The organism is Photobacterium lutimaris, from assembly GCF_003025555.1.
Lineage (GTDB): Bacteria > Pseudomonadota > Gammaproteobacteria > Enterobacterales > Vibrionaceae > Photobacterium > Photobacterium lutimaris.
The window spans coordinates 35,763-60,584 of record NZ_PYMH01000014.1 but is presented as its reverse complement, the minus strand read 5'-3'; the positions used below and the strand labels follow the sequence as shown (position 1 = coordinate 60,584).

The following is a 24,822-nucleotide window of genomic DNA, read 5'->3' as shown; positions in this document are numbered from 1 at the left end:
ATTAGCAGATTCCACTAAGGCTACGTCATGTCTCAGATGATTGATCTAGAAAAAAATGAAGCAATGGTAAACAACGTTGCAACTCGTATCGAAGAAGATCTACTAGGCGAACGCCAAGTTCCAGCCGACGCTTACTGGGGTATCCACACCCTACGTGCAGTAGAAAACTTCAATATCTCTAAAACTACAATCTCTGACGTTCCAGAGTTCGTTCGCGGTATGGTATTTACCAAGAAAGCCGCTGCTATGGCGAACAAAGAGCTGGGCGTTATCCCATCAGAAGTTGGCGAATACATCATTAAAGCATGTGATGCGATCCTTGATACAGGTAAGTGCATGGATCAGTTCCCGTCAGATGTTTACCAAGGCGGTGCCGGTACTTCTGTAAACATGAACACCAACGAAGTTATTGCAAACCTTGCTCTTGAGCTTATGGGCAAAGAGAAAGGCGAATACGACATCGTTAACCCGAACGACCACGTTAACAAGTCTCAGTCGACTAACTGTGCTTACCCTACCGGTTTCCGCGTAGCAGTATACAACAGTGTCATGAGCATGCTGGAAGCGCTAGAGTACCTAAAAGGTGCTTTTGATGCGAAAGACAAAGAATTCGCCTCTATCCTGAAAATGGGCCGTACCCAGCTTCAAGACGCAGTACCTATGACTGTTGGCCAAGAATTCCGTGCGTTCGGCGTACTTATCAAAGAAGAAATCAAAAACCTTCAGTACACCGCTCAACTGCTTCTAGAAGTTAACCTAGGTGCAACGGCCATCGGTACTGGCTTGAACGCAGCAACTGGTTACCAGGAACTTGCAGTTCAACGCCTAGCTGAAGTAACAGGCCTACCTTGTGTGCCCGCTGAAGACCTAATCGAAGCAACCTCTGACTGTGGTGCTTACGTAATGGTTCACGGTGCACTTAAGCGTACTGCCGTTAAGCTATCTAAGATCTGTAACGACCTGCGCCTTCTATCTTCAGGTCCTCGTGCTGGTCTTAACGAGCTAAACCTTCCAGAAATGCAAGCTGGCTCTTCTATCATGCCAGCGAAAGTAAACCCAGTTATCCCAGAAGTGGTGAACCAGGTTTGCTTCAAAGTTATCGGTAACGATACAACAATCACTTTCGCGGCAGAAGCCGGTCAGCTTCAGCTGAACGTGATGGAGCCAGTGATCGGTCAGGCACTGTTCGAGTCTCTCGATATCCTGAAGAATGCGTGTATCAACCTACGTGACAAGTGCATCGACGGTATCACTGTCAACAAAGAAGTATGTGAGTACTTCGTGTTCAACTCTATCGGTATCGTTACTTACCTGAACCCATTCATTGGCCACCACGAAGGTGACATTGTTGGTAAGATTTGTGCTGAAACAGGTAAGAGTGTCCGTGAAGTTGTTCTAGAGCGTGGTCTTCTAACGGAAGAGCAACTAGATGACATTTTCTCGGTACAGAACCTAATGCACCCAGAATACAAGGCTAAGCGTTACAACTAAGTTGTAACCGATAAACAGCCCGGCGGATTTTCAGGATGAGGATCCGCCTTTTTTTGCTACAGATTTCCCCTTTTATATTTTTTAACTTTTAGACAGGACAATCATATGGTTGGTGTAGAACTATTAGTCGTTCTCGCGTTCATTTTCTTGGGCGCACGAATTGGTGGTATTGGTATTGGTCTGGCAGGTGGTGCCGGTGTTATCGTGCTTTCTCTGCTGTTGGGTATGCCAACAAGCCAAAGCTATATCCCAATTGACGTAATCCTTATTATCATGTCTGTTATCACTGCGATTGCTGCTATGCAGGTTGCCGGTGGTATGGATTGGCTGGTTGAACTAGCCGAAAACTTCCTACGTAAGAACCCAAAACGTATTACGTTTTACGCGCCTATCGTGACATACCTGATGACCCTAATGGCAGGTACTGGCCACACGGCGTTCTCAACGCTTCCAGTTATCGCTGAAGTAGCCAAAGAGCAGGGTATCCGACCTTCACGTCCGCTATCTATCGCTGTTGTTGCTTCTCAAATCGCGATCACCGCATCGCCTATCTCCGCAGCGGTTGTCTTCTTCTCTGGCATTCTTGAACCGCTCGGAGTGGGCTACCTAACCCTGCTGGCAATCTGTATTCCAACCACCTTCATTGCATGTATGGTTGGTGCATTCGTTGCTAACTTCCTAGGCTGTGAGCTAAAAGACGATCCGGTTTACCAGGAGCGCCTAGAGAAAGGCCTAATCAAGCTTCAGGGTTCAACCAAGCGTGAGATCCCTGCAACAGCGAAGAAAGCGACCTTCATCTTCCTAGCGGCTATCTTGATTGTTGTTGCTTATGCAGCGGCTATCTCTGGCTCTGTTGGCCTGATTGAGAACCCTGCACTGGGCCGTAACGAAGCAATCATGACCTTCATGCTAGCGGCAGCAGCGGCTATCGTGTTCACTACCGGTATCGATGCTGCGAAAATCCCAGCGGCGCCAACATTCCGCTCTGGTATGACAGCGTGTGTGTGTGTACTAGGTGTGGCATGGCTTGGTTCTACGTTCGTTAACGGTCACGTTGATGGCATCAAAGAAGTGGCAGGTTCACTACTGAGCGATTACCCATGGATGCTGGCAATGGTATTGTTCTTTGCTTCTATGCTGCTGTACTCACAGGGCGCAACCACTACCGCTCTGATGCCTGCGGCATTGGCTATCGGTGTTGCTCCGCTAACAGCAATTGCTTCTTTCGCAGCAGTAAGTGCGCTGTTCGTACTGCCAACTTACCCAACGCTACTTGCCGCGGTTGAGATGGATGACACAGGTTCAACCCGTATCGGTAACTTGGTCTTCAACCACCCATTCTTCATCCCGGGTGTGGTAACTATCTCTACCTCTGTGGCACTGGGCTTCGTGTTTGGTGGCATCATCCTGTAATTCAGGAAAAACACTCCCCCTTAGAAAGGCTGCCTTCGGGCAGCCTTTTTTATGGGAGCGGATAAGTTTGAGGCTTGAGGCTTGAGGCTTGAGGCTTGAGGCTTGAGGCTTGAGGCTTGAGGCTTGAGGCTTGAGGCTTGAGGCTTGAGGCTTGAGCAAGAGAGTAAGTGAGCACTAACGGATCACAAGCCCTACATTGATTCGCGTAAGCAACTTTTTGGCACACAGAATGATCCCGGCCGACATAGTCAGGAGAAGCCATTGAAAAGATGAAATGCGAAGCTTGGTTCAGGATTTGAACCGAAATGAAAGGTTACAATTGGTATGTAATGTCTCCGCCCCATCCTAGGGCGAAGACAGAGAACAAATACGGATTCCCGACGTATTTGCTCATTCCGGTGGTGACGTCAATCCCAACATCCCAACCGGATTCATGTCTCTATTTGCTACAGAGCAGGCCAAGACAGGAAAGCCTGCCCCTTAATAGTAGTCATTGAGGCGACTTGGTAACAGAGGTAAAAGCGTTATGCAGCGATGCAAAAATGGTATGAAGTTAGATGACCTGCGCACCCTGATTGCGATTGCCCAACACGGAAGTTTCAGAGCAGCCGCCAGTGCGTTAGATATTCCACCCACCACCCTGAGCCGGCGGCTCCAGCGGCTGGAAGATACCCTTGGTAGCCAGTTGGTGATCAGGGACAGCCGCAATGTCTCCCTAACCCCGCTCGGTAGAAATTACTTCGAGCGTTGTCAGCCGCTGCTGGCACAACTCGAGATCGCAACCGCTGAACTGCACGACCGCAGCCACAGCGAGCCACGGGGGGCGCTGCGCGTTTCTGCGCCGGTTGGCTTGCTGACCTACCGGTTGATGCCGCTGTTTAACCGGTTTCTGGCACTGTACCCTGAAATCAGCCTGTCGTTGACCCACCTGTCCAACCAGCACCACGACTACAGCCCCGAGCAATATGATGTGGTCTTTCGGGTTGGCCAGCAACCGGACTCCAGTTTTGCCGCCGCCAATATTGGTGAATCGCAGCGGGTACTGGTCGCCAGCCCCGATTACCTCGCAGGCCATGGCGTACCCGCCCACCCCGACGACCTCAACGGGCATGCCCGTCTGGCCAGTGTCCCTGAATTTGAGTGGGCACTAACTAACCAGAAGGATAACCAAGAGACTATCTGGATCAACTCACCGGTCAAAATGGCTATCGCTGATCTCAACAGCATCAAGCAAGCCACCATCGAAGGCTTGGGGATCGCCTGCCTGCCGAACTATGTGGTTGCCGATGCCCTTGCCGCCGGCCAACTCTCGGCCATGATGAGCGACTGGTACTCACCGCCTCGGCCGATATATATGCTCTACCAACGCTTGGGATATGTGCCAGCCCACATCCAAATCTTCACCGATTTCATGCGTGATGCGCTCGACAATGGCGGCCAGGCAAAAACAGTCAAATGAAACCAAACACTGATTAACTCGGTCTGACAGAGTATAGTTAGTTCATGGCGCACGATTTGGCTGCGCCATACTTGCAGTCCTTTCCCTGCCAACCGGTTTTGGTAGGGCAACTCATAGACGAGCCAGACTCAATGACATTATTACAACGCATTCAGTGTGCAGCAGAGCGACCATTTTCCTTGCTGGCCATACTCTGCCTGCTGGTGATCAGCCTCCCCGCCTCCGCCTTGACGCTGCCGGGGTTCAACAGCTCTTCCAATACCTTCGTGGCCGTTGATGAAGCTTTCAGTTTCAACTTCACTCAGCAAGACGATCAGGTCTACCTCGATTGGCAAATCAAGCCCGGCTATTACCTCTACCAGCACCAGCTCTCGGTCAACTCAGAGTCTGCCACCCTGGGAAAAGTCAACATTCCTGCAGGCAAACCTTACCAAGATGCGTTTTTCGGTGAGGTCAATATCTACACTGAACCACTGACCTTGACCGTGCCCATCGTTGAGGCCACCGACAGCGATATGCTGACGGTACGCTATCAGGGCTGTGCCGAGGCCGGTTTCTGCTATCCACCAGAGGTCCGCCAAGTTCCACTCAGCATGTTCATGGCTGCCGCCAATGCCGCCCCCCTAACGCCAGGCACTCAATCGGTTCAACCAACCGATAATGAAAACTCTGTAAGTACGTACTCACAACTGACATCCGCAACCGGTGTACCGGCCTCTGAGCAAGACAAACTAGCGAGCGATCTGGCCGAGCAATGGTGGACCCCTCTGGTATTCCTCGCGCTGGGGATCGGTTTGGCATTCACTCCTTGCGTGCTGCCGATGTACCCCATCTTAAGCGGCATTGTGCTGGGCAACGGCCAGCTCAGCCATGGACGGACTTTCCGCCTGGCCTTTATCTATGTGCAGGGAATGGCACTGACCTATACCCTGCTCGGCTTGGTGGTCGCTTCCGCCGGCATGCAATTTCAGGCCGCCCTTCAGCACCCTTATATTCTCATCGGGCTGAGTATCCTGTTCGTTGCACTGGCACTGTCGATGTTCGGAGTCTACACCTTGCAATTGCCTAGTGGCGCCCAGACCTGGCTCAATGGCCTGAGCAACAAACAACAAGGCGGCAGCACTGGTGGGGTATTTGCCATGGGCGCGATCTCCGGACTGGTGTGCTCACCGTGCACCACGGCCCCCTTATCCGGAGCGCTGATCTATGTCGCCCAGAGCGGTGACTTACTGACCGGTGCAGTGGCACTCTATGCCTTGGCGATAGGCATGGGGATCCCGCTGATTTTGGCCGCCATGTTCGGCAATAAACTGCTGCCCAAAGCCGGCAACTGGATGAACCACGTCAAAGCCTTGTTCGGCTTTGTCCTATTGGCAGTGCCGCTGCTCTTGCTTGAACGTATCTTGCCGGCATACCTGATGCCTTATCTCTGGTCCCTGCTGGGTATTACCGCCTTCGGCTGGCTTTACCATGTCAAACACACCCTTGCGGTATCATGGCGCAGCAGTACTTTGGCAGTGGTGGCGATTGTCGGGCTATTTATCTCAGTCCAGCCCCTCTATCCGTTGTTAACCGGTACCTCTGCCCCCCCCACGACCGAACAAGCGGTCAAGGTGGACTTCAAGCGCATCAGCAATATCGATGATCTCACCCTGGCGCTTGAGGAAGCCAGAGCCCAGCAACTGCCGGTATTGCTGGATTTCTATGCCGACTGGTGCGTGGCCTGCAAGGAGTTCGAGAAATACACCTTCCACGATCCGGCCGTCGCCAAACAGCTTGGCAACTTCGTTCTGCTTCAGGCCGATGTCACCCAGAGCACACCGGCTGATATCGCACTGCTGCAAGCCATGGATGTACTCGGCCTACCCACATTGGATTTCTGGGACAGCAGTGGCAATCGGATGGAAGGGGCACGGCTGACCGGCTTTATGAAAGCCAAGCCGTTCCTGGTCCATCTGGCCAACCATCACCTGATCCGTTAACCCCCACTCACGGCAAATCGGCGCGTCAATTCCCAACACGAACGCGCGCCTTTCCCCCGTTATTTTCTGGTCACTGTCATGGCCAACCTCCACCGCTCTCACGCTCTGTGCTCACGCGGTTACACAACAGATTACACAATAGAAACACGCGGGTCTGATCCAGTTCAGATCTTGAGTGTTAACAAATTGATCTACTACCAAGGCAGTGATAGCGTTATTAAAAACAACAAAATGTGATTGCCATGGACGCCCAGTACACAATAGTGATTGCCGATGACCACCCGCTGTTTCGTAATGCACTGTTCCAATCCGTGCATATGGCGATCAGCGGGGCCAACCTGCTTGAAGCCGATTCGCTCGATAGCTTGCTCACCCTGCTCGACAAAGAGGACGATGTCGACCTACTCCTGCTTGATCTCAAAATGCCCGGAGCCAACGGAATGTCTGGCTTGATCCAGCTCCGCAGGCAATACCCCGATTTACCGATTGTTGTCATTTCCGCCAGCGAAGAAACCAGCGTGATCCGTCAGGTGCGCAACCACGGGGCGTTTGGGTTTATTCCCAAGTCCAGCGATATGCGGGCGCTGATCAGCTCGCTTAACCAGGTCCTTGACGGTGAGCCGGTATACCCAGAAGGCCTTGGGGAAGGCAATGATGAACTCACTGAACTGACTGATAGGATCGCCGCACTCACCCCCCAACAATACAAGGTATTGGGGATGTTGTCCGACGGCCTGCTCAACAAGCAGATCGCCTACGAACTCAATGTGTCAGAGGCCACGATCAAGGCCCATATGACAGCGATCTTCCGCAAGTTAGGTGTCAAGAACCGTACCCAGGCAGTCATCCTGCTCCAGCAAATGGATATCAACCCATAATTTTTTCGTTTCCCGTTAGACTTTTGGCTAACGCAACATTTTTACAATATCCTCAATTTCCGCCTGACGTCACAAAATCGCTGCTCAGCCAGCGATTTTGCCGTTTTCCCCTCGACTAAAGTTGCACTGTTTCCTTATCCATTCATTGCTATTGTCATTACGTAACATTTTATTAACGTGATTTATGACGACGTGAAAGGAGATAACAATGGCGTTTGAATCCAAGGAAATGGCGCAAGCCTACTGGAAAGAGAACCTCGCAACGATGGGCTCCTTATTGGCCATCTGGTTTGCGGTGTCTTATGGCGCAGGCATTCTATTTGTCGACACACTTAATGCGGTTCAGTTCGGAGGCTTCAAGCTCGGGTTTTGGTTCGCCCAACAAGGGTCTATATACACCTTTGTCGCCTTAATCTTTATTTACGTTGTGCGTATGAACGCGCTCGACAAAAAATATAACGTACAGGAAGACTAGAGGTTTAGAGCATGGAAATTCAAACGTGGACGTTTATTCTCGTCGGTATCACATTCGCCCTGTATATCGGTATTGCTATCTGGGCTCGTGCTGGGTCAACCAGTGAGTTCTATGTCGCCGGGGGCGGTGTTCATCCGGTCGCCAATGGTATGGCGACAGCCGCTGACTGGATGTCGGCAGCATCATTTATCTCTATGGCAGGTATCATCTCGTTCGTGGGTTATGACGGTGCGGTTTACCTGATGGGTTGGACCGGGGGCTATGTCCTACTGGCACTGTGTTTAGCCCCTTACCTACGTAAGTTCGGTCAGTTTACCGTGCCTGATTTTATCGGTGAGCGTTACTACTCCAAAACCGCACGTATGGTCGCGGTATTCTGTGCCATCTTCGTCTCATTTACCTATGTTGCCGGTCAGATGCGTGGGGTCGGTGTCGTATTCTCACGCTTCCTGGAAGTGGATATCAATCTCGGTATCATCATTGGTATGGGTATTGTGTTCTTCTACGCCGTACTGGGTGGCATGAAAGGCATCACTTATACGCAGGTTGCTCAATTCTGTGTGCTCATTTTCGCTTTCCTTGTGCCAGCCATCTTCACATCAATCATGATGACAGGTAACCCATTTCCGCAAATTGGCATGGGCTCAACAATTTCAGGCACTGATGTTTACCTCTTGGATAAATTGGACGGTCTAACCGAAGAGCTCGGGTTTACTGCCTATACCGAAGGTAACAAGAGCATGGTCGATGTGTTCTTCATCTGTGCCGCTCTAATGGTCGGTACAGCCGGTCTGCCACACGTCATCATTCGCTTCTTCACCGTACCCAAAGTACGTGATGCGCGTATCTCGGCAGGTTGGGCACTACTGTTCATCTCATTGCTTTACACAACAGCACCCGGTGTTGCAGCGTTTGCGCGTGTCAATATGATTGAGACCATTAATGGCCCGGACATGCAAGGTGTCGCGGCAGCGGATGCACCAAGCTGGTACAAAAACTGGGAAAGTACCGGTCTAGTCGGCTGGGAAGATAAGAACGGCGACGGCAAAATGTTCTACTCGGGCGATGAGCGCAACGAGATGAAGATTAACCGTGACATCATCGTACTGGCGTCTCCTGAGCTTGCAAAACTACCAAACTGGGTGGTCGCACTCCTTGCCGCCGGTGGCCTGGCTGCCGCTCTATCAACAGCCGCAGGTCTGCTGTTGGTAATCTCAACGTCGATTTCACATGACCTACTGAAGAAAGGCTTCAGGCCAAACATGACCGACAAACAGGAGCTATTAGCCGCTCGTTTGGCCGCTGTCGTTGCCATTGTCGGGGCCGGTTACCTGGGTATCAACCCTCCAGGCTTCGTGGCGCAGGTTGTCGCATTTGCCTTCGGCTTAGCCGCAGCATCCTTCTTCCCCGCCATAATTCTGGGCATCTTCTACAAGAAGATGAACAAGGAAGGCGCAATTGCCGGTATGTTGACAGGTATTGCCTTCACAGCAAGCTACATCATCTACTTCAAGTTCATCAACCCAGCCGCAAGTACACCTGAAAACTGGTGGTTTGGTATCAGCCCGGAAGGTATCGGCACACTGGGTATGTGTCTGAACTTTGTTGTCTCCATTGTGGTCAACAAATTCACGGCTGAAGTACCAAAAGATGTACAGGACATGGTTGAGTCAATCCGTTACCCGAAAGGTGCGGGTGAAGCCCACGACCACTAACAGATACTCCTCTGCAAAGTAAATCAAAAACGGAGCCTTGATAGGCTCCGTTTCTTTTTAGGCTTAGCAGCCCTTTACTGTCTCTTTTGTTTAACTGCTCACGCTCACCTTTTGGTGCTGGTTGAGTAACGCCCTGAGCTTAAGTGGCTTGACCGGCTTGCTGATAAAGCTAAAGCCATGGCCTTCAATCATCTTCTTGGTCTCCTCCGTTCTATCGGCACTGATCACCGCACCGCGGAAACACTGACCGAGCTTCAGGGTACATAGCTGCAATACCTGCAGCCCAGTTTCCCCATTGGCCAGGTGATAATCACTCAAGATAAAATCAGGCTGCCAGCCATCGTCGAGCTGCTTAATCGCCGCAGTAACCGTTTCAGCCAAGCGAATTTCACACCCCCAGCGAGTCAGCAAGGTCTCCATGCCCAACAAGATATCGGGCTCATTATCGACACACAGCACTTTCAGATCAGCCAGTGGGGCTGGCGGCTTGTCAGCAGATACCGGTTTATCAACCGACTCCACCAAAATGCCCCGCCGCACCCCCAGGGAGAATACCGTGCCTTTGCCCAGCCAGGATCGCAATGACAGGGAGTGATCCAGTACCCGGCTGATCCCGCGGGCAATCGCCAGTCCCAAACCGAGACCATGATCGACTCCGCTGCGTTCAATGCGGGTGAACTCATCGAAAATATGGGCCTGCTTTTCCTCGGGGATCCCAGGGCCGTTATCCCACACCTCAATCTGAAGTTGGCTACCACGGCGACGCACGCCCAGTACCACCTTACCCTGCGGGTTGTAGCGAAAGGCATTGGTCAGGAAATTTTGCAGCGCCCGGCGTAACAATTTGGGATCAGACGTTATCACTGCATGGCAAGAAACCACTTCAAAGGTTATCCCCTGCTGCCGGGCCAAGGCACCGAATTCGGCAGCGAGGGTATCTAGCACCTCGCTGATCCGGAACGCATGGACATTGATCTGCAGTTTGCCCGACTCAAGCCGCGACACATCCAGCAAATCACCGATCAAATCTTCCGCGGCACCCAACGCACTTTCGATATGGCGGGCCAGCTTGGCCGCTTCGGCATCCTTGGCTACTTCCACCAATGAGGATGAGAACAACCGCGCGGCATTGAGCGGCTGCATCAAGTCATGGCTGACCGCCGCCAAGAACCGGCCTTTGGAATGAGCCTGCAATTCAGCTTGCTGGGTGGCACTGACCAGCTGGCGGTTGAGGCGTTCCAGTTCACTAGTTCGCTGTCGCACCCGCTCTTCCAAGGTTTCATTTGCTTCTTTCAGTGCCTGTTCGGCATCGCGGAACTCAGTGATATCGGTAAAGCTCATCACAAACCCGCCACCGGGCATCGGATTGCCCTGCACTTCAATGACCAAACCATCAGGACGGATCCGCGACGAGGTGTGTGCCGTGCCTCGCTGGAGGTGCTCGACCCGCTTGGCAACATGACTCTCCGGATCGCCCGGACCGCATAATCCCAGCTCGGCATTATGGCGGATCACATCGGCAATCGGCCTGCCCACCTGGATCAATCCGGGCGGGAAGGTAAAGAGTTCGGTGTAGCGCTGATTCCAGGCTACCAGCCGCAGCTGTTTGTCGACCACTGCAATCCCCTGACTGATATGTTCAATCGCCCCCTGCAGCAAGCCTCGGCTGAAATCAAACAGCTCCGACGCCTCATCGACAATCGTCGCCACTTCTTCGAGTTGCATCTTGCGTCCCTGCAAGGCCGACGTCAGCACTAAGCGAGCTGAAGACGCGCCGAAGACCCCGGCCAACACCCGCTCGGTATGGCGGATCAATGTCGAGGGAGCCTGCTGCTGCGGCAACAGGGCTTCATGCCGCTGCTCACCAAACTGGCGGAAGGCATAACGGATCCGCTTGCGACCAACAAACCGCGCCGCCAGCATTTCCAGCTCAGCCACGGTTACCCGGGTCTGATACAAACTGCTATCACCACTTTCAGGTAGCGGGGCACCGACAAATGACGCAGCCTGCAGCCGCTCTGTCAGGGTAGAACGCGTCAGTAAGGACACACTGACATAAAGGCCAATGTTGACCAATAAGCTCAGTAACATCCCCCAATCGACACTGGATAGTTTGCCGAGCAATGGCCAATTTGGCGGGGAAAGCAACCACAGCAACACGTTGGTCTGTGCCGTACCGGCCAGCATATTGGTCTGGCCCATCATGGTGATGCCCCACACCGCGACCCCTCCCAGCAGACCGGCATAAACGCCATTGCGGTTGCCCTCCCGCCAATAGATCCCCCCCAGCAAGGCAGGGGCAAATTGGGCAATGGCGGCAAACGACAATAAACCGATCGCTGAAAGCGATGGTATCTCACCGAGGAGTTGATAAAAGCCCCACGACGCCAGCAACAGAAGCAGAATCAAACCACGGCGGATATTGAGCAACAGCCCCGAAAAGGCATGGTAATTGCGGCCGGAAATGCGTACACGCCGCAGTAGCATCGGCAGCACCAGATCATTGGATACCATGATGGCGAGCGCAATGGTTGACACAATCACCATCCCGCTGGCAGCGGAGGTGCCACCAAGGAAAGCCAGCAAAGCTATACCTTCCGCACCATGCATCAAGGGCAAATTAATCACATAGGTATCAGCCGCAATATGGGGGAGCCACGCTTGGCCGGCCAGCGCCAGCGGAATGACAAAAATCCCCATCAACAGCAGGTAAGCCGGGAATACCCAACGGGCCCGGTGCAGATCTTGCGCCCGTTCATTCTCAACCACTGTGGTATGGAACTGGCGCGGCAGGCAGATGATCGCCGCCATGGTAAACAAAGTATGGATTAACAGGCTGCCAATATGAGGGGCGGAGGGCTGGAGCAATTCGCGACTGGCTGCTTGCAAGTCAGGCGTATCGAACAACAATACCACCGCGAATATGCCAACCACCAAAAACGCCACCAGCTTGATGATTGACTCAAATGCCACCGCCATCATCATTCCGCGGTGATGCTCAGTACTGTCAATATGGCGGGTACCGAATAACACGGTAAATATCGCCAGCGCCAGCGTCACCACCCAAGCGGTGTCGGTGGTGCTCTCCCCGCCGATCCCCGCCATATCTTGACCCAGCCCCGGTGCAACCAGCCCCAACCCCATAGTGATCCCACGAAGCTGAAGGGCGATATACGGTAGGATCCCGACCACGGCAATCAAGGTAACCAGTACCGCCAGTCCCTGTGATTTGCCATAGCGGGCAGCAATAAAGTCGGCAATGGAAGTGATGTGTTCGCGCTTGGCGATCAAAATCAGTCTGGCCAACACCCGCCAGCAAAACGTAAACACCAAGATCGGGGCGATATAGATAGGTAGAAAGGACCAGATATTTTGACTGGCTTGACCCACTGTACCGTAGAAGGTCCAAGAGGTGCAGTACACGGCAATCGACAGGCAATATATCCATGGCCGCCAGCGTGCCATCCACTGTTTTTTTCGGTCTCCGTACCAGGCTATCCAGAACAACAGCCCTAGGTAGGCCAATGTGACCGGCACTACAATCCATCCCTGTGCCATGCATCATCCCCAAGTGATTAAATATACCCAAGTGACTTCAAGGTGCTTGAAGTCACTTGGGTATATTATGAGCACCAGTGTAACCAAACCACTGGCACTCACCAATCAGCAGGATCACAGTTCTTGGCTGCAGCGTGCTACAACCAAGACTGTAGCCATATTATTTGTTCGCGGCTGCCTCATCCTGTTGAGCAAACTGGCGGGGGGCCTTTGGCTCAACCTTCATCAGCAGCGCCGGGATCCCCATCGCCGCCATCAACCAGAATATATTGGCGCCCCACAGGCCATATAACCAACCGCTCAAGGCGGTCATCAGCGCCATGAAAGCCCCCATCGGCAGCGCATTATAAAGTGCCTGCAAGGCTACCATCTGGTTGCTCTGGGCCTTTTGGATGTAACGGATGGTCGCTAAGTGGCAGGCCGCGAACGTCACACCATGCAAGGCTTGGGAAGCGACCAGCAAAGGTAGCTCGGTCATGCTGGCGGTGATCCCCCAGCGGATCATGACACCGACCGCAGCCAGACGGAACATCGCCATGATCGACCAGCCAGCAAACAGCCGCTTACTCAAGGCAAACACTGCAACTTCCGCCACCACCGAGAAACTCCACAGATAACCGATCACATCCTCGCTGTAACCAACCTCTTTCCAGTAAATCGCACTGAAGCTGTAGTAGGCCGCATGGCTGCCTTGCAGCAAGGCGATAATGGTCAAAAAGCGGAGTACTTCAGGAGCACGCAATAGTTCCAACAAGGCCGGACGCGGCTGTTCATGACTGCCCGGCTCGGATACCGGCAAAATTGTTGGCTGGCGCATCGCCAACAACAGCGCCCCCACCAAACCTGCCGCCGCCACCCAGGGGATCACATCTGGGCTATATTTGGCCGCCAACAGACCCACTACGGTAGAACCGGCAATAAAAGCAATCGAGCCCCACAGGCGGGTTCGCCCATAGTCAAGGTGCCCTTCCTTGGCATAGTGGTTCGCCAACGCATCGGATAGCGGCACAATCGGCCCAACCATCATGTTGTAAATAACCGTCATGATAGTTAGTGCCCACAAACTTCCACCGCAGTAGATATAGGCGATACAACTGATCAACGCCGCCAAAGCGAAACCGCGCAGGGCTGGGATCAGATGTTCAACTTTGTGAATACGGGGGGTGATCACCAAGTTGGCCAGACAGCGGACACCAAAGCCCAACCCCAGCAACAACCCGATATTGGAAGCACTGACACCCAGATGCGCTAACCACAACGCCCAGAACGGAAGATAAACACCATAATTAAAGAAAAACCCCAGCAGGTACTGCGAGGTCCAACCGTAAGGGCTACTACGAAACATGCCTTGTCCTATCGTACTGAAAAAATCAGGCGCTATTATGCCCCCAATAGAACATAGCCCCAATGAAATTATCCGCCCTTTTTCCTTCCCCATTTCTCTTTCCGTGCGACTTGTACTCCCTCCCCCCCTAAAGCAGAGCCACGGATTGGCAATAGTAGACTAAAGTCGTCTGGAGCTTTTGCGCCATCAGGCAGACACTGCATACAGTGCCTATCGATCCGGAGAGCCGCCATGTCCGACAGCTTTGATACCTCCCTCCCCCCTTTTGATCGCCTGAGCGGCGAGCAGCAGCGGCGTTTGGTCGACTCCCTGGATGTCGCCTATTACCGCCACGGGGATACCCTGATCGAAGCAGGAAAACCCAGCGAGCAACTGCACATTATCATCAAAGGCAGTGTCGAGGAGAGTGCCGCCGACGGCAGTGAGATCTATGCTCATTACACCAGTGACGATCTGTTCGATGTTCGATCGCAGCTTGAGTCCTCCAGCCGCCACCGTTACACCGCACTTGAGGACACCTTGTGTTATCTGGTACCCAAGCCGCTGTTTCTTGATCTCTACCATGGCAACAGCCAGTTTGCGGCCTACTTTGACTCCAGCTTGGCCCGTCGCCAGCAATTGCTGGAAGAGGCCCAGCAACAGCAGAACCTCGCCGAATTCATCCTCACCCGGGTCGACAGCAGCAATATCCAGCCTTGCCTGATCCTGCCCCGCAGCTGTGATCTGCACGCCGCCACCGTGAAATTGCAGCAGCAAGGCATGGATGCCGCCTTAGTCGAGGCCGGAGACAACCAGCCGTATGGCATTATTACCCGCACCAACCTACTCCATGCGGTGATGCTTGATAACCTGCCTGCTTCAACGTCAGTCGGCGAGGTCGCCACAAGCCCAGTGATCAGCATCAACAAGGGGGACTACCTGTTCAATGCCATGCTGTCGATGACCCGCCACAAGGTCAAACGAGTATCGGTCACCGACGGTACACAACTGGTTGGGATGCTGGATCTGACCCAGGTGCTCAGCCTATTCTCGACCCATTCCCATGTACTGACCCTGCGTATCGCCCGTGCCACCACAGTCGAGGAACTATCGCTGGCCGCCAGCAGCCAGTCACGGCTAGTGGCAACGCTATTCAACAACGGGATTCACACCCGCTTTGTGATGGAGCTGATCGCGGCGGTCAATGAGCAAATTATCGAGAAAGCCTTCCGGCTGATTGTCCCCCAAGCGATGCAAAACCACTGCTGCTTCGTGGTGATGGGATCGGAGGGGCGCGGCGAACAAATTCTCAAGACCGATCAGGACAACGCCCTGATCATTGAAGACGGTGTCGACTGGCCGGGACTGAGCGATACCATGAAAGCCCTGACACACACCCTGCATCAGCTGGGTTATCCACTGTGCCCGGGTAAAGTCATGGTGAACAACCCCAAGTGGGTCAAACACCAAAGTGAGTGGTTACAGACCCTGAAAGGTTTTGCTATAAAGGGTACCGAACATGAAATGATGGATTTGGCGATCCTCGCCGACAGCCATGCGGTAGCAGGAAACCCCGAACTGCTCGCCCCTATCAAGCAACAGCTCCACCAGCAAATGACCGAGCAGGAATTACTATTAACCACCTTTACCCGGCCAGCCCTGCGCTTTAGCGTCCCGCTTTCGTTGTTCGGCAAATTAAAAGCCGGCAAGGACGGACTCGATATCAAGCGCGGAGGGATATTCCCCATCGTCCACGGCGTAAGGGCACTGGCTCTGGAGCACGGGATCGAGGACAACAACACTTTTACCCGCCTCGAACAATTGGCCCAGCGCAAGGTACTGGAAACCGATACCGCGTCCAACCTCAGCGAAGCGCTAAAGCTGTTCATTAAGCTGCGACTGCGCCAACAGCTGGATATCCCGGCCGGTGGTTTGCAGCAGCACCTCAATGTCGAACGGCTCACCCGCACCGACCGCGATCTGCTGCGCCACAGTTTGCACGTGGTAAAAAAGTTCAAGGAATGGCTCGGGTATCACTACCAGATCCGCGATTAAGACCAGCCAAGGAGCAACCCGATGATCAATACCCTAAAACGCTGGTGGTACCGCCATAAATTTAAGGACAGCGAGTTTCACGACTTGTTCTCCCGCTACCGGGGGACGGAGTTGGTATCGCTCGACTGCGAGACCACCAGTCTGGATCCGCACAGTGCCGAACTGGTCACCATTGCCGCTACCCGTATCCAGGACAACCGCATCCTGACCAGCCAATCGATCCACCTGACATTGCGCGCACCAGCCAGTCTTGATGCCGGATCGGTGGCTATTCACCGTATCCGCCACCAAGATCTCAACCAAGGGTTGGAGGAAATCCAGGCGCTGGAAAAACTGCTGTCCTTTATCGGTAACCGGCCATTGGTCGGCTACCACATCCGCTATGACAAAACGATCCTCGATCGTTATTTTCGCCACCACTACGGCTTTCCGTTGCCGAACCAAACCGTCGAGGTCAGCCACCTCTACCACGAGCAACTTGAACGCCAGTTGCCCAATGCCTATTTCGACCTCAGTCTCGAGGCGATCAGCCGCCACCTCGATCTTCCGGTGCCGCCGCGCCACGATGCCCTGCAAGATGCCATTGCCGCCGCTATGATCTATGTTCGGCTAAAACATGGCGATCTGCCCCACCCAGTTGCTCGCTAGGGGCCAAGCCGACATAAGAAAACATACCATTCAATATCTTACAGCTTTTCATTAGTGCGCTTTATTAACGATAAAGCGCAAATTTTTGACTGTAACAGCACTGCAAAACCGGCCATCCCTCCGTATTTTGCTCACTCTCATCCTAAAGTCTAATTGAGACCTGCAGCGATCTATCGGAAGTTAATAACCACGCAAGCAAGAAATATCTGCAGACAGAATAATCCGGTCCAGCAAGGACATTAACGGAACACAAGGAGAAAAGAATGAGTGAGGTTCATGTGTATCCAGTAAACCAGGACATTGCAGCCAACGCCCATATTACCGATGAGCAGTACCGTGAAATGTACCAGCAGTCGGTGATCAATCCGGAAGGCTTCTGGCGGGAGCACGGCCAGGTTGTCGATTGGATCAAGCCATTCAGCCAGGTCAAAAACACCTCTTTCGATACTGGCCATGTCAGTGTCAACTGGTTTGCAGATGGCACTCTGAACGTATCTGCTAACTGCATTGACCGCCACCTCGCTACCCGCGGCGATCAGCCGGCAATTATCTGGGAGGGCGATGATCCGACCGATGATGCGACCCTCACTTATCACCAGCTGCATGAACAAGTCTGCCAGTTTGCCAACGCCCTGAAGAGCCAAGGCGTGCGCAAGGGGGATGTGGTCTGCCTCTACATGCCAATGGTGGCAGAAGCCGCCGTTGCCATGCTGGCCTGTACTCGGATCGGGGCCATTCACACCATTGTCTTCGGTGGCTTCTCTCCGGAGGCACTGGCTGGTCGTATCACCGATTCCAATGCCAAGGTCGTGGTCACTGCCGATGAGGGCGTCCGTGGCGGCCGTGCCGTGCCGCTGAAGAAAAATGTCGACGATGCACTGGCCAATGACGACGTGACTAGCGTCGAGAAAGTGATTGTCTTCAAGCGCACCGGGGGCAACGTTGAGTGGGATAGCAGCCGCGATGTTTGGTGGCATGAGGCCACTGCCATTGCCTCTTCCCATTGCGAGCCGGAGGAAATGAACGCCGAGGATCCGCTGTTTATCCTGTATACCTCAGGCTCAACCGGCAAGCCGAAAGGCGTGCTGCACACCACAGGCGGATACTTGGTGTATGCCACCATGACCTTCAAATATGTCTTCGACTACCAGGAAGGCGATATCTACTGGTGTACCGCGGATGTGGGCTGGATCACCGGTCACAGCTATCTGGTTTACGGTCCGCTGGCCAACGGTGCGACCACCTTGCTGTTTGAAGGCGTGCCAAATTACCCGTCGACCAGCCGCATGAGCGAAGTCGTCGACAAGCACAGCGTCAATATCCTCTATACTGCACCTACCGCCATTCGCGCTCTGATGGCCAAAGGCGACGAGGCGATTGCCGGTACCCAGCGGTCATCGCTGCGTATCATGGGTTCGGTCGGTGAGCCTATCAACCCTGAGGCTTGGGAGTGGTACCACCGTACCATCGGCGACAGCCGCTGCCCGATTGTCGATACCTGGTGGCAAACCGAAACCGGCGGGATCTTGATCACACCGCTACCGGGCGCGACGGCTCTCAAGCCAGGCTCGGCAACCCGTCCGTTCTTCGGGGTCCAGCCAGCACTGGTTGATAACATGGGTAACATCCTTGATGGCGCCACCGAAGGCAACTTAGTGATGATCGATTCCTGGCCGGGGCAAATGCGTACCCTGTGGGGCGATCACGAGCGCTTCGAGCAAACCTACTTTTCCACCTTCAAGGGTATGTACTTTACCGGTGACGGTGCCCGCCGCGACGAAGATGGCTACTACTGGATCACCGGTCGTGTCGATGACGTGCTGAACATTTCCGGCCACCGGATGGGGACCGCCGAAATCGAATCGGCGCTGGTCGCTTTCGATAAAATTGCCGAAGCGGCGATTGTCGGTGTTCCGCATGACATTAAGGGGCAGGCGATCTATGCCTATATCACCCTCAACGACGGCGAGATCCCATCGGCCGAACTACACAAAGAAGTCAAAGACTGGGTTCGCAAGGAGATCGGTCCGATTGCCACCCCAGACTTCTTGCACTGGACCGATGCGCTACCGAAAACCCGTTCAGGCAAAATTATGCGCCGCATCCTGCGTAAGATTGCCACCGGCGATACCGCGACGCTGGGTGATACCTCAACCTTGGCAGATCCAAGCGTAGTTGATAAGCTCATTGCAGAAAAACAACAAGTGCTTTAACAGCCCTAGGTTGTAAAAGAGCCGCCCAAGTCCTGCTTGTGGCGGCTTTTTTGATCCAGTGCTAAAAGTTACAATTCCATCGCCACAGGCTATTGTCTCCTGCTTACAGGTCACGCATAGTGCTAACGACCAGATTCACCGTCCTTACCCTCGAACGTCAATCAGCGTACATGTGTACTAAGAAACTGTGGTGATTAGACCAGTATTTTGCTGCGATTTGCTGCGAATTCTCTATAATTGCACATCAAGCATGTTTTGGCAGATAACAACGGAACACAGGGAAGCAACTTTTTAGCTTTTTTCACGTTGCTAGAGTAAAACCTCAAATACAAGTGATATAACGTCAAGATGTCGACCGTTCAACGAATTTTACTGATCAATGGCCCGAACCTGAACCTACTGGGTTTACGCGAGCCGGGACATTATGGCCAGCAGTCTCTGGCCCAGATTGTGACGCACTTAACTGCCAAAGCGACCGAATTAGGCGTGACGCTAGACCATATCCAATCGAACGCGGAATACGAGATTATCGATGCTATCCACCAAGCCCATGGCACGGTTGATTTCATCTTGATCAATCCTGCTGCTTTTACCCACACCAGTGTCGCTATCCGTGATGCACTTTTGGGGGTCAGCATCCCGTTCATTGAAATACACCTGTCTAATGTTCATGCTCGGGAACCATTCCGCCATCACTCCTACTTATCAGACAAAGCTGTCGGGGTGATCTGCGGACTGGGCCCAGATGGTTATGAATTCGCCCTGCAAGCTGCGGTACGCCGTCTGCAAGCAGACGCCAACTGAACAAACAAGAGAAAGATAAATGGATATTCGTAAAATCAAAAAACTGATTGAGCTAGTTGAAGAGTCAGGTATTGCTGAGCTGGAGATCTCTGAAGGTGAAGAGTCAGTACGCATCAGCCGTGCAACCGTTCCAGCACAAGTTCTTGCCGCTCCAGCTCCTGTTGCAGCACCGGTTGCGGCACCAGTCGCTCCGGCAGCCGAAGCACCTGTGGCACCTGCCACTCCTGCTGGCCATCAGGTTCTGTCGCCAATGGTAGGTAGCTTCTACCGCGCACCTAGCCCTGAAGCGAAGCCATTTGTTGAAATCGGCCAGACTGTCAATGCCGGTGATACCCTGTGTATCGTCGAAGCAATGAAGATGATGAACCAGATCGAAGCTGATAAGGCCGGTACTGTCGTTGCTATCTTGGCAGAAGACGGCGATGCCGTTGAGTTCGATCAGCCGCTAGTTATCATCGAGTAACCGGGGCCTTTTATGCTAGATAAAATTGTTATTGCTAACCGAGGCGAAATTGCACTGCGCATCCTACGTGCATGTAAAGAACTCGGTATCAAGACGGTTGCAGTACACTCCACTGCTGACCGCGATCTCAAGCACGTCTTGCTGGCTGACGAAGCAATCTGTATTGGCCCAGCCAAGAGTACAGAAAGCTACCTCAACATCCCTCGCATTATCAGTGCCGCAGAAATTACCGGTTCGGTGGCGATTCACCCGGGCTATGGTTTCCTGTCTGAAAATGCAGATTTTGCTGAGCAAGTAGAACGTTCAGGCTTCATTTTCGTTGGTCCAAAAGCAGAGACTATCCGCCTGATGGGCGACAAAGTATCAGCAATCACCTCGATGAAAAAAGCCGGCGTTCCTTGTGTTCCGGGCTCTGACGGTCCACTCGATGACGACGCGACCAAAAACAAAGCCTTTGCCAAACGCATCGGCTACCCGGTGATCATCAAGGCATCGGGCGGCGGCGGTGGCCGCGGTATGCGTGTGGTTCGCAGCGAAGGCGATCTGATCGAAGCGATCGCGATGACCCGTGCCGAAGCGAAAGCAGCCTTCAACAACGATATGGTTTACATGGAGAAATTCCTGGAAAACCCACGCCATATCGAAGTACAGGTTCTGGCCGACGGTCAGGGCGGTGCTATCCACCTGGGCGAACGTGACTGTTCAATGCAGCGCCGCCACCAAAAAGTGGTGGAAGAAGCGCCAGCACCGGGTATCACCGAGGAAATGCGTAAGTACATTGGTGAGCGCTGTACCCGTGCCTGTATCGAAATCGGCTACCGCGGTGCCGGTACATTCGAGTTCCTGTACGAAAACGGCGAGTTCTACTTCATCGAAATGAACACCCGCATCCAGGTTGAGCACCCAGTGACAGAGATGGTAACCGGTATCGACCTGATCAAAGAGCAGCTACGCATTGCCGCAGGTCAGCCATTGTCCTTCACCCAGGATGACATCAAGATCAAAGGTCATGCGGTTGAATGCCGTATCAACGCCGAAGATCCTGTCCGTTTCCTTCCTTGCCCGGGCAAGATTGACCGCTTCCATGCGCCAGGTGGCATGGGTGTACGTTGGGAGTCGCACATCTACAGCGGCTACAGCGTACCACCTTACTACGATTCAATGATCGGTAAGCTGATCACCTTTGGTGAGAACCGCGACGTGGCCATTGCCCGCATGAAGAATGCACTGGGCGAGATGATCATCGACGGTATCAAAACCAATGTTCCGCTGCAGCAGGAAATCATGGCTGACGAGAACTTCCAGCATGGTGGTGCCAATATCCACTACCTCGAGAAGAAACTCGGTCTCCAGTAAGGTTGACATCTTCAAGTAAAAAGCTGCTTCGGCAGCTTTTTTTATCTCTATATTATGCAATTTCACTCCCTTCCTAGCGCTCCCTGCTAACTTTTGCCACAATACCCCCCTTAAATTTGTATGAAGAATGAGCGTGACGCCTGCCGTCAACCGCTCCTTTCCCGCTCCTCAACCGGAAACAACACCATGAAAACGCTGTCTGCGCGCTATCGCCAGGCCCACAAAGAAGCCAAATGGGCCGTCGGCCTGGCCTTGGCCTACTTCGCCTGGTGGTATTTCTCGGCCTATGCCTTCGCCCCGGCTGGCATAGACGAAGCCCTGCCGACCCTGTACTGGGGATTTCCCCTGTGGTTTTTACTGGCCTGCATTATTGGCCCCATTCTGTTCACCGTGCTCTGTGGCCTGATGGTGAAATATATCTACCGTGACATGTCGCTCGAAATCGAACCGGAGGCCAGTGATGAATAGTCAATTGCTGATCCCGCTCGTGCTGTACCTGATGGCCGTATTCGGTCTGGCGCTCTACACCCGCCGCCACCGCAGCAATCGCAACGGCTTCCTCAATGAGTATCTGGTCGGCAACCGCAGCATGGGCGGTTTTGTGCTGGCCATGACCCTCGCCGCCACCTATGCCAGCGCCAGTTCGTTCATCGGCGGACCGGGCGCCGCCTATAAAATGGGCCTTGGCTGGGTCTTGTTGGCAATGATCCAGCTACCGGCAGCATGGCTGACCCTTGGGGTGCTGGGCAAAAAGTTTGCCATCGAAGCACGTCGCCACAACGCCCTGACGCTAAACGATATTCTCTACGCCCGTTATAAAAACCGCGGCGTGGTGATCTTTGCCTCATTAGCACTGCTTCTGGCCTTTTTCGGTACTATGGTGGTGCAGTTTGTCGGCGGCGCGCGCCTGCTGCAAACCGTGACCGGGCTGTCTTACCAGCACGGATTGATCCTCTTTGCCACCACGGTCGGCCTTTACACCACGATCGGTGGCTTCCGCGCCGTGGTCATGACCGATACGGTCCAGGGGATCATGATGATCATCGGTACCATTGCCCTGCTGGTCGGTATCGTCCACGCCGGCGGCAGCATCGGCGAGATGATGGGTGAACTGCACCGCATCGACCCAGCACTGATCACCCCATTCGGCCCGGATAACTTCCTCAGCCAACCTTTCATGCTCAGTTTCTGGGTGCTGGTGTGTTTCGGTGTCATTGGCCTACCCCATGCCGCAGTACGCTGCATGTCCTATAAATCGACGGGTTCATTGCACCGAGGTATGGTGATCAGCACCGCGATGGTGGCCTTCCTGATGCTCGGTATGCACTTGGCCGGCGCGCTAGGCCGTGCCATCGTGCCGGATATTGCCAGCCCGGATCAGATCATGCCGACCCTGATGATGACCGTACTGCCTCCCGTGGTCGCGGGCGTGTTCCTTGCCGGGCCGATGGCGGCCATTATGTCGACCATCGACTCCCAGCTGATCCAAGCCTCTGCCACCCTGCTCAAGGACTTGTACCTCAACTACATCAACCCCAAAGCCGCCCAGGGGCCGGAGGCCGAAAGCCGCCTGCCGAAGCTGTCGCTTTGGGTTACGGGTATCTTTTCACTGTTGGTCTTTGTCGCTGCCACCAACCCACCGGATATGATTATCTGGCTCAACCTGCTGGCTTTTGGCGGCATGCAGGCCGTGTTCCTGTGGCCACTGGTGCTTGGCCTTTACTGGAAAAAAGCCTCGGCCACTGGCGCCTTCGTCTCGATGGTCAGCGGACTGGCCTGTTATATCGCCCTGTCGCTGCTCAAGCCCGATTTAGGCGGTGTCCATGCTATCGTCCCCACCTTAGTGATTGGCCTTGTTACCTTCGTCTTGGGGAGCCTTGCGCGGCCGGTTCCGCAACAGACCCTCCAACAGGTTTAAAACCCCTTCAGATAGCACCTTCGGGTGCTATCTTTTTTTAAACTGCCTAAAAATCATGCTAGACTCCGCATCCTTGAATTTAGCTAACCAAAAAGCGAATTAACCATGCCTTGGATTCAAATCAAACTGAACGCGACGGCTGAGAATGCTGAAGCTATCGGCGATATGCTGATGGAAGAGACGGGCGCAGTCTCGGTTACCTTCCTTGATGCCCAGGACACGCCGGTATTCGAACCCTTGCCGGGTGAAACCCGCCTGTGGGGTGATACGGACGTGATCGGCCTGTACGATGCAGAGACGGACATGAAATTTGTCCTGGAAATGCTGAAAAACAGCCCGCTGATTGCCGATGATTTTGCCCATAAAATCGAGCAGTTAGAAGACAAGGACTGGGAACGTGAATGGATGGATAACTTCCACCCGATGCGCTTTGGCCGCCGCCTGTGGATTTGCCCAAGCTGGCGTGAAGTACCAGAGCCAGATGCGGTCAACGTAATGCTGGATCCGGGTCTGGCGTTTGGTACTGGTACCCACCCAACCACCTCGCTTTGCCTTGAGTGGCTAGACGGTCAGGATCTGGTGGGCAAAACCATCATCGACTTCGGTTGTGGCTCGGGTATTTTAGCAATTGCCGCCCTGAAGTTAGGTGCCGCGAAGGTGATCGGTATCGACATCGACCCGCAGGCAATCCAAGCTTCCCGTGACAATGCCGAGCGCAATGGCGTGTCAGACAATCTTGAGTTGTTCCTACCACAGGATCAGCCGGAAGGTCTCTTGGCTGATGTTGTGGTTGCCAACATCTTGGCCGGTCCACTGCGCGAACTATCGCCAGTGATCAAGAGCCTGGTCAAAGAAGGTGGCCTGCTGGCCATTTCAGGTGTACTGGAAAGCCAGGCGGAAGACGTCGCGACCTACTACGGTGACGAGCTGACACTTGACCCAATTGCGGCCCGAGAAGAGTGGTGTCGCATCTCTGGTCACAAAGCGTAATCGACTTTTTCCTCTTCAATATAGTGTCAATTGATTGAAAAAAGTACAGTTTTGGAAATCAAAACCTAAATGCTCAATTA

At 53.5% G+C, this 24,822-nt stretch carries 18 protein-coding genes; 16 read left to right on the top strand and 2 right to left on the bottom strand.

Going from position 1 to position 24,822, the window contains the following annotated elements; translation table 11 throughout:
- Positions 1-27: 27 nt before the first annotated feature.
- From aspA to C9I99_RS22070, 7 genes are all read left to right on the top strand, one after another.
- On the top strand, positions 28-1,491 hold the full coding sequence (gene aspA / locus C9I99_RS22100) for an aspartate ammonia-lyase (RefSeq protein WP_107351000.1): 1,464 nt from the start codon (positions 28-30) through the stop codon (positions 1,489-1,491).
- Between the two features lie 105 nt (positions 1,492-1,596).
- Entirely contained in the window at positions 1,597-2,904 is a 1,308-nt protein-coding gene (locus tag C9I99_RS22095; RefSeq protein ID WP_107350999.1) for an anaerobic C4-dicarboxylate transporter, read from the top strand.
- A 547-nt stretch (positions 2,905-3,451) separates the two neighbouring features.
- Complete coding sequence (locus tag C9I99_RS22090) at positions 3,452-4,363, top strand: LysR family transcriptional regulator (RefSeq protein ID WP_243734684.1); 912 nt, start codon at positions 3,452-3,454, stop codon at positions 4,361-4,363.
- Positions 4,364-4,494: 131 nt separating this feature from the next.
- On the top strand, positions 4,495-6,345 hold the full coding sequence (locus tag C9I99_RS22085) for a protein-disulfide reductase DsbD (RefSeq protein WP_107351080.1): 1,851 nt from the start codon (positions 4,495-4,497) through the stop codon (positions 6,343-6,345).
- Positions 6,346-6,587: 242 nt separating this feature from the next.
- Positions 6,588-7,223 carry a response regulator transcription factor gene (locus C9I99_RS22080; protein ID WP_107350997.1) on the top strand — a complete coding sequence of 212 codons (636 nt, stop codon included), beginning with the start codon at positions 6,588-6,590 and terminating at the stop codon, positions 7,221-7,223.
- Positions 7,224-7,431: 208 nt separating this feature from the next.
- Entirely contained in the window at positions 7,432-7,698 is a 267-nt protein-coding gene (locus tag C9I99_RS22075) for a DUF4212 domain-containing protein (RefSeq protein ID WP_107350996.1), read from the top strand.
- A gap of 11 nt (positions 7,699-7,709) precedes the next feature.
- Complete coding sequence (locus C9I99_RS22070; protein ID WP_107350995.1) at positions 7,710-9,413, top strand: sodium:solute symporter family protein; 1,704 nt, start codon at positions 7,710-7,712, stop codon at positions 9,411-9,413.
- A 90-nt stretch (positions 9,414-9,503) separates the two neighbouring features.
- On the opposite strand, the gene C9I99_RS22065 is transcribed toward C9I99_RS22070, so the two are convergent.
- Both C9I99_RS22065 and C9I99_RS22060 read right to left on the bottom strand, forming a co-directional pair.
- On the bottom strand, positions 9,504-12,971 hold the full coding sequence (locus tag C9I99_RS22065) for a PAS domain-containing hybrid sensor histidine kinase/response regulator (protein ID WP_107350994.1): 3,468 nt from the start codon (positions 12,969-12,971) through the stop codon (positions 9,504-9,506).
- A gap of 160 nt (positions 12,972-13,131) precedes the next feature.
- Positions 13,132-14,316 carry a 3-phenylpropionate MFS transporter gene (locus C9I99_RS22060; RefSeq protein WP_107350993.1) on the bottom strand — a complete coding sequence of 395 codons (1,185 nt, stop codon included), beginning with the start codon at positions 14,314-14,316 and terminating at the stop codon, positions 13,132-13,134.
- Positions 14,317-14,547: 231 nt separating this feature from the next.
- Here C9I99_RS22060 and C9I99_RS22055 point away from each other — a divergent pair, with 231 nt between their 5' ends.
- From C9I99_RS22055 to prmA, 9 genes are all read left to right on the top strand, one after another.
- Complete coding sequence (locus C9I99_RS22055) at positions 14,548-16,350, top strand: putative nucleotidyltransferase substrate binding domain-containing protein (protein WP_107350992.1); 1,803 nt, start codon at positions 14,548-14,550, stop codon at positions 16,348-16,350.
- 24 nt (positions 16,351-16,374) lie between these two features.
- Positions 16,375-16,998, top strand: coding sequence for a 3'-5' exonuclease (locus tag C9I99_RS22050; RefSeq protein WP_107351079.1), 624 nt, complete (start codon positions 16,375-16,377; stop codon positions 16,996-16,998).
- Between the two features lie 263 nt (positions 16,999-17,261).
- Positions 17,262-19,211 (top strand): acetate--CoA ligase, encoded by a 1,950-nt coding sequence (gene acs / locus C9I99_RS22045; RefSeq protein WP_107350991.1) that lies wholly within the window; start codon positions 17,262-17,264, stop codon positions 19,209-19,211.
- A 348-nt stretch (positions 19,212-19,559) separates the two neighbouring features.
- Positions 19,560-20,015, top strand: coding sequence for a type II 3-dehydroquinate dehydratase (gene aroQ, locus C9I99_RS22040; RefSeq protein ID WP_107350990.1), 456 nt, complete (start codon positions 19,560-19,562; stop codon positions 20,013-20,015).
- A gap of 19 nt (positions 20,016-20,034) precedes the next feature.
- Positions 20,035-20,478, top strand: a complete 444-nt coding sequence (gene accB / locus C9I99_RS22035) for an acetyl-CoA carboxylase biotin carboxyl carrier protein (protein ID WP_107350989.1) — start codon at positions 20,035-20,037, stop codon at positions 20,476-20,478.
- 12 nt (positions 20,479-20,490) lie between these two features.
- Positions 20,491-21,834: an acetyl-CoA carboxylase biotin carboxylase subunit gene (gene accC / locus C9I99_RS22030; protein ID WP_107350988.1), complete on the top strand. Its 1,344-nt coding sequence runs from the start codon at positions 20,491-20,493 to the stop codon at positions 21,832-21,834.
- Between the two features lie 186 nt (positions 21,835-22,020).
- Complete coding sequence (locus tag C9I99_RS22025) at positions 22,021-22,302, top strand: YhdT family protein (RefSeq protein ID WP_107350987.1); 282 nt, start codon at positions 22,021-22,023, stop codon at positions 22,300-22,302.
- Complete coding sequence (gene panF / locus C9I99_RS22020) at positions 22,295-23,752, top strand: sodium/pantothenate symporter (RefSeq protein WP_107350986.1); 1,458 nt, start codon at positions 22,295-22,297, stop codon at positions 23,750-23,752. The genes C9I99_RS22025 and panF overlap by 8 nt, the downstream gene beginning before the upstream one ends.
- Positions 23,753-23,857: 105 nt before the next feature.
- Positions 23,858-24,742: a 50S ribosomal protein L11 methyltransferase gene (gene prmA, locus C9I99_RS22015; protein ID WP_107350985.1), complete on the top strand. Its 885-nt coding sequence runs from the start codon at positions 23,858-23,860 to the stop codon at positions 24,740-24,742.
- The last annotated feature ends 80 nt before the right edge of the window (positions 24,743-24,822 follow it).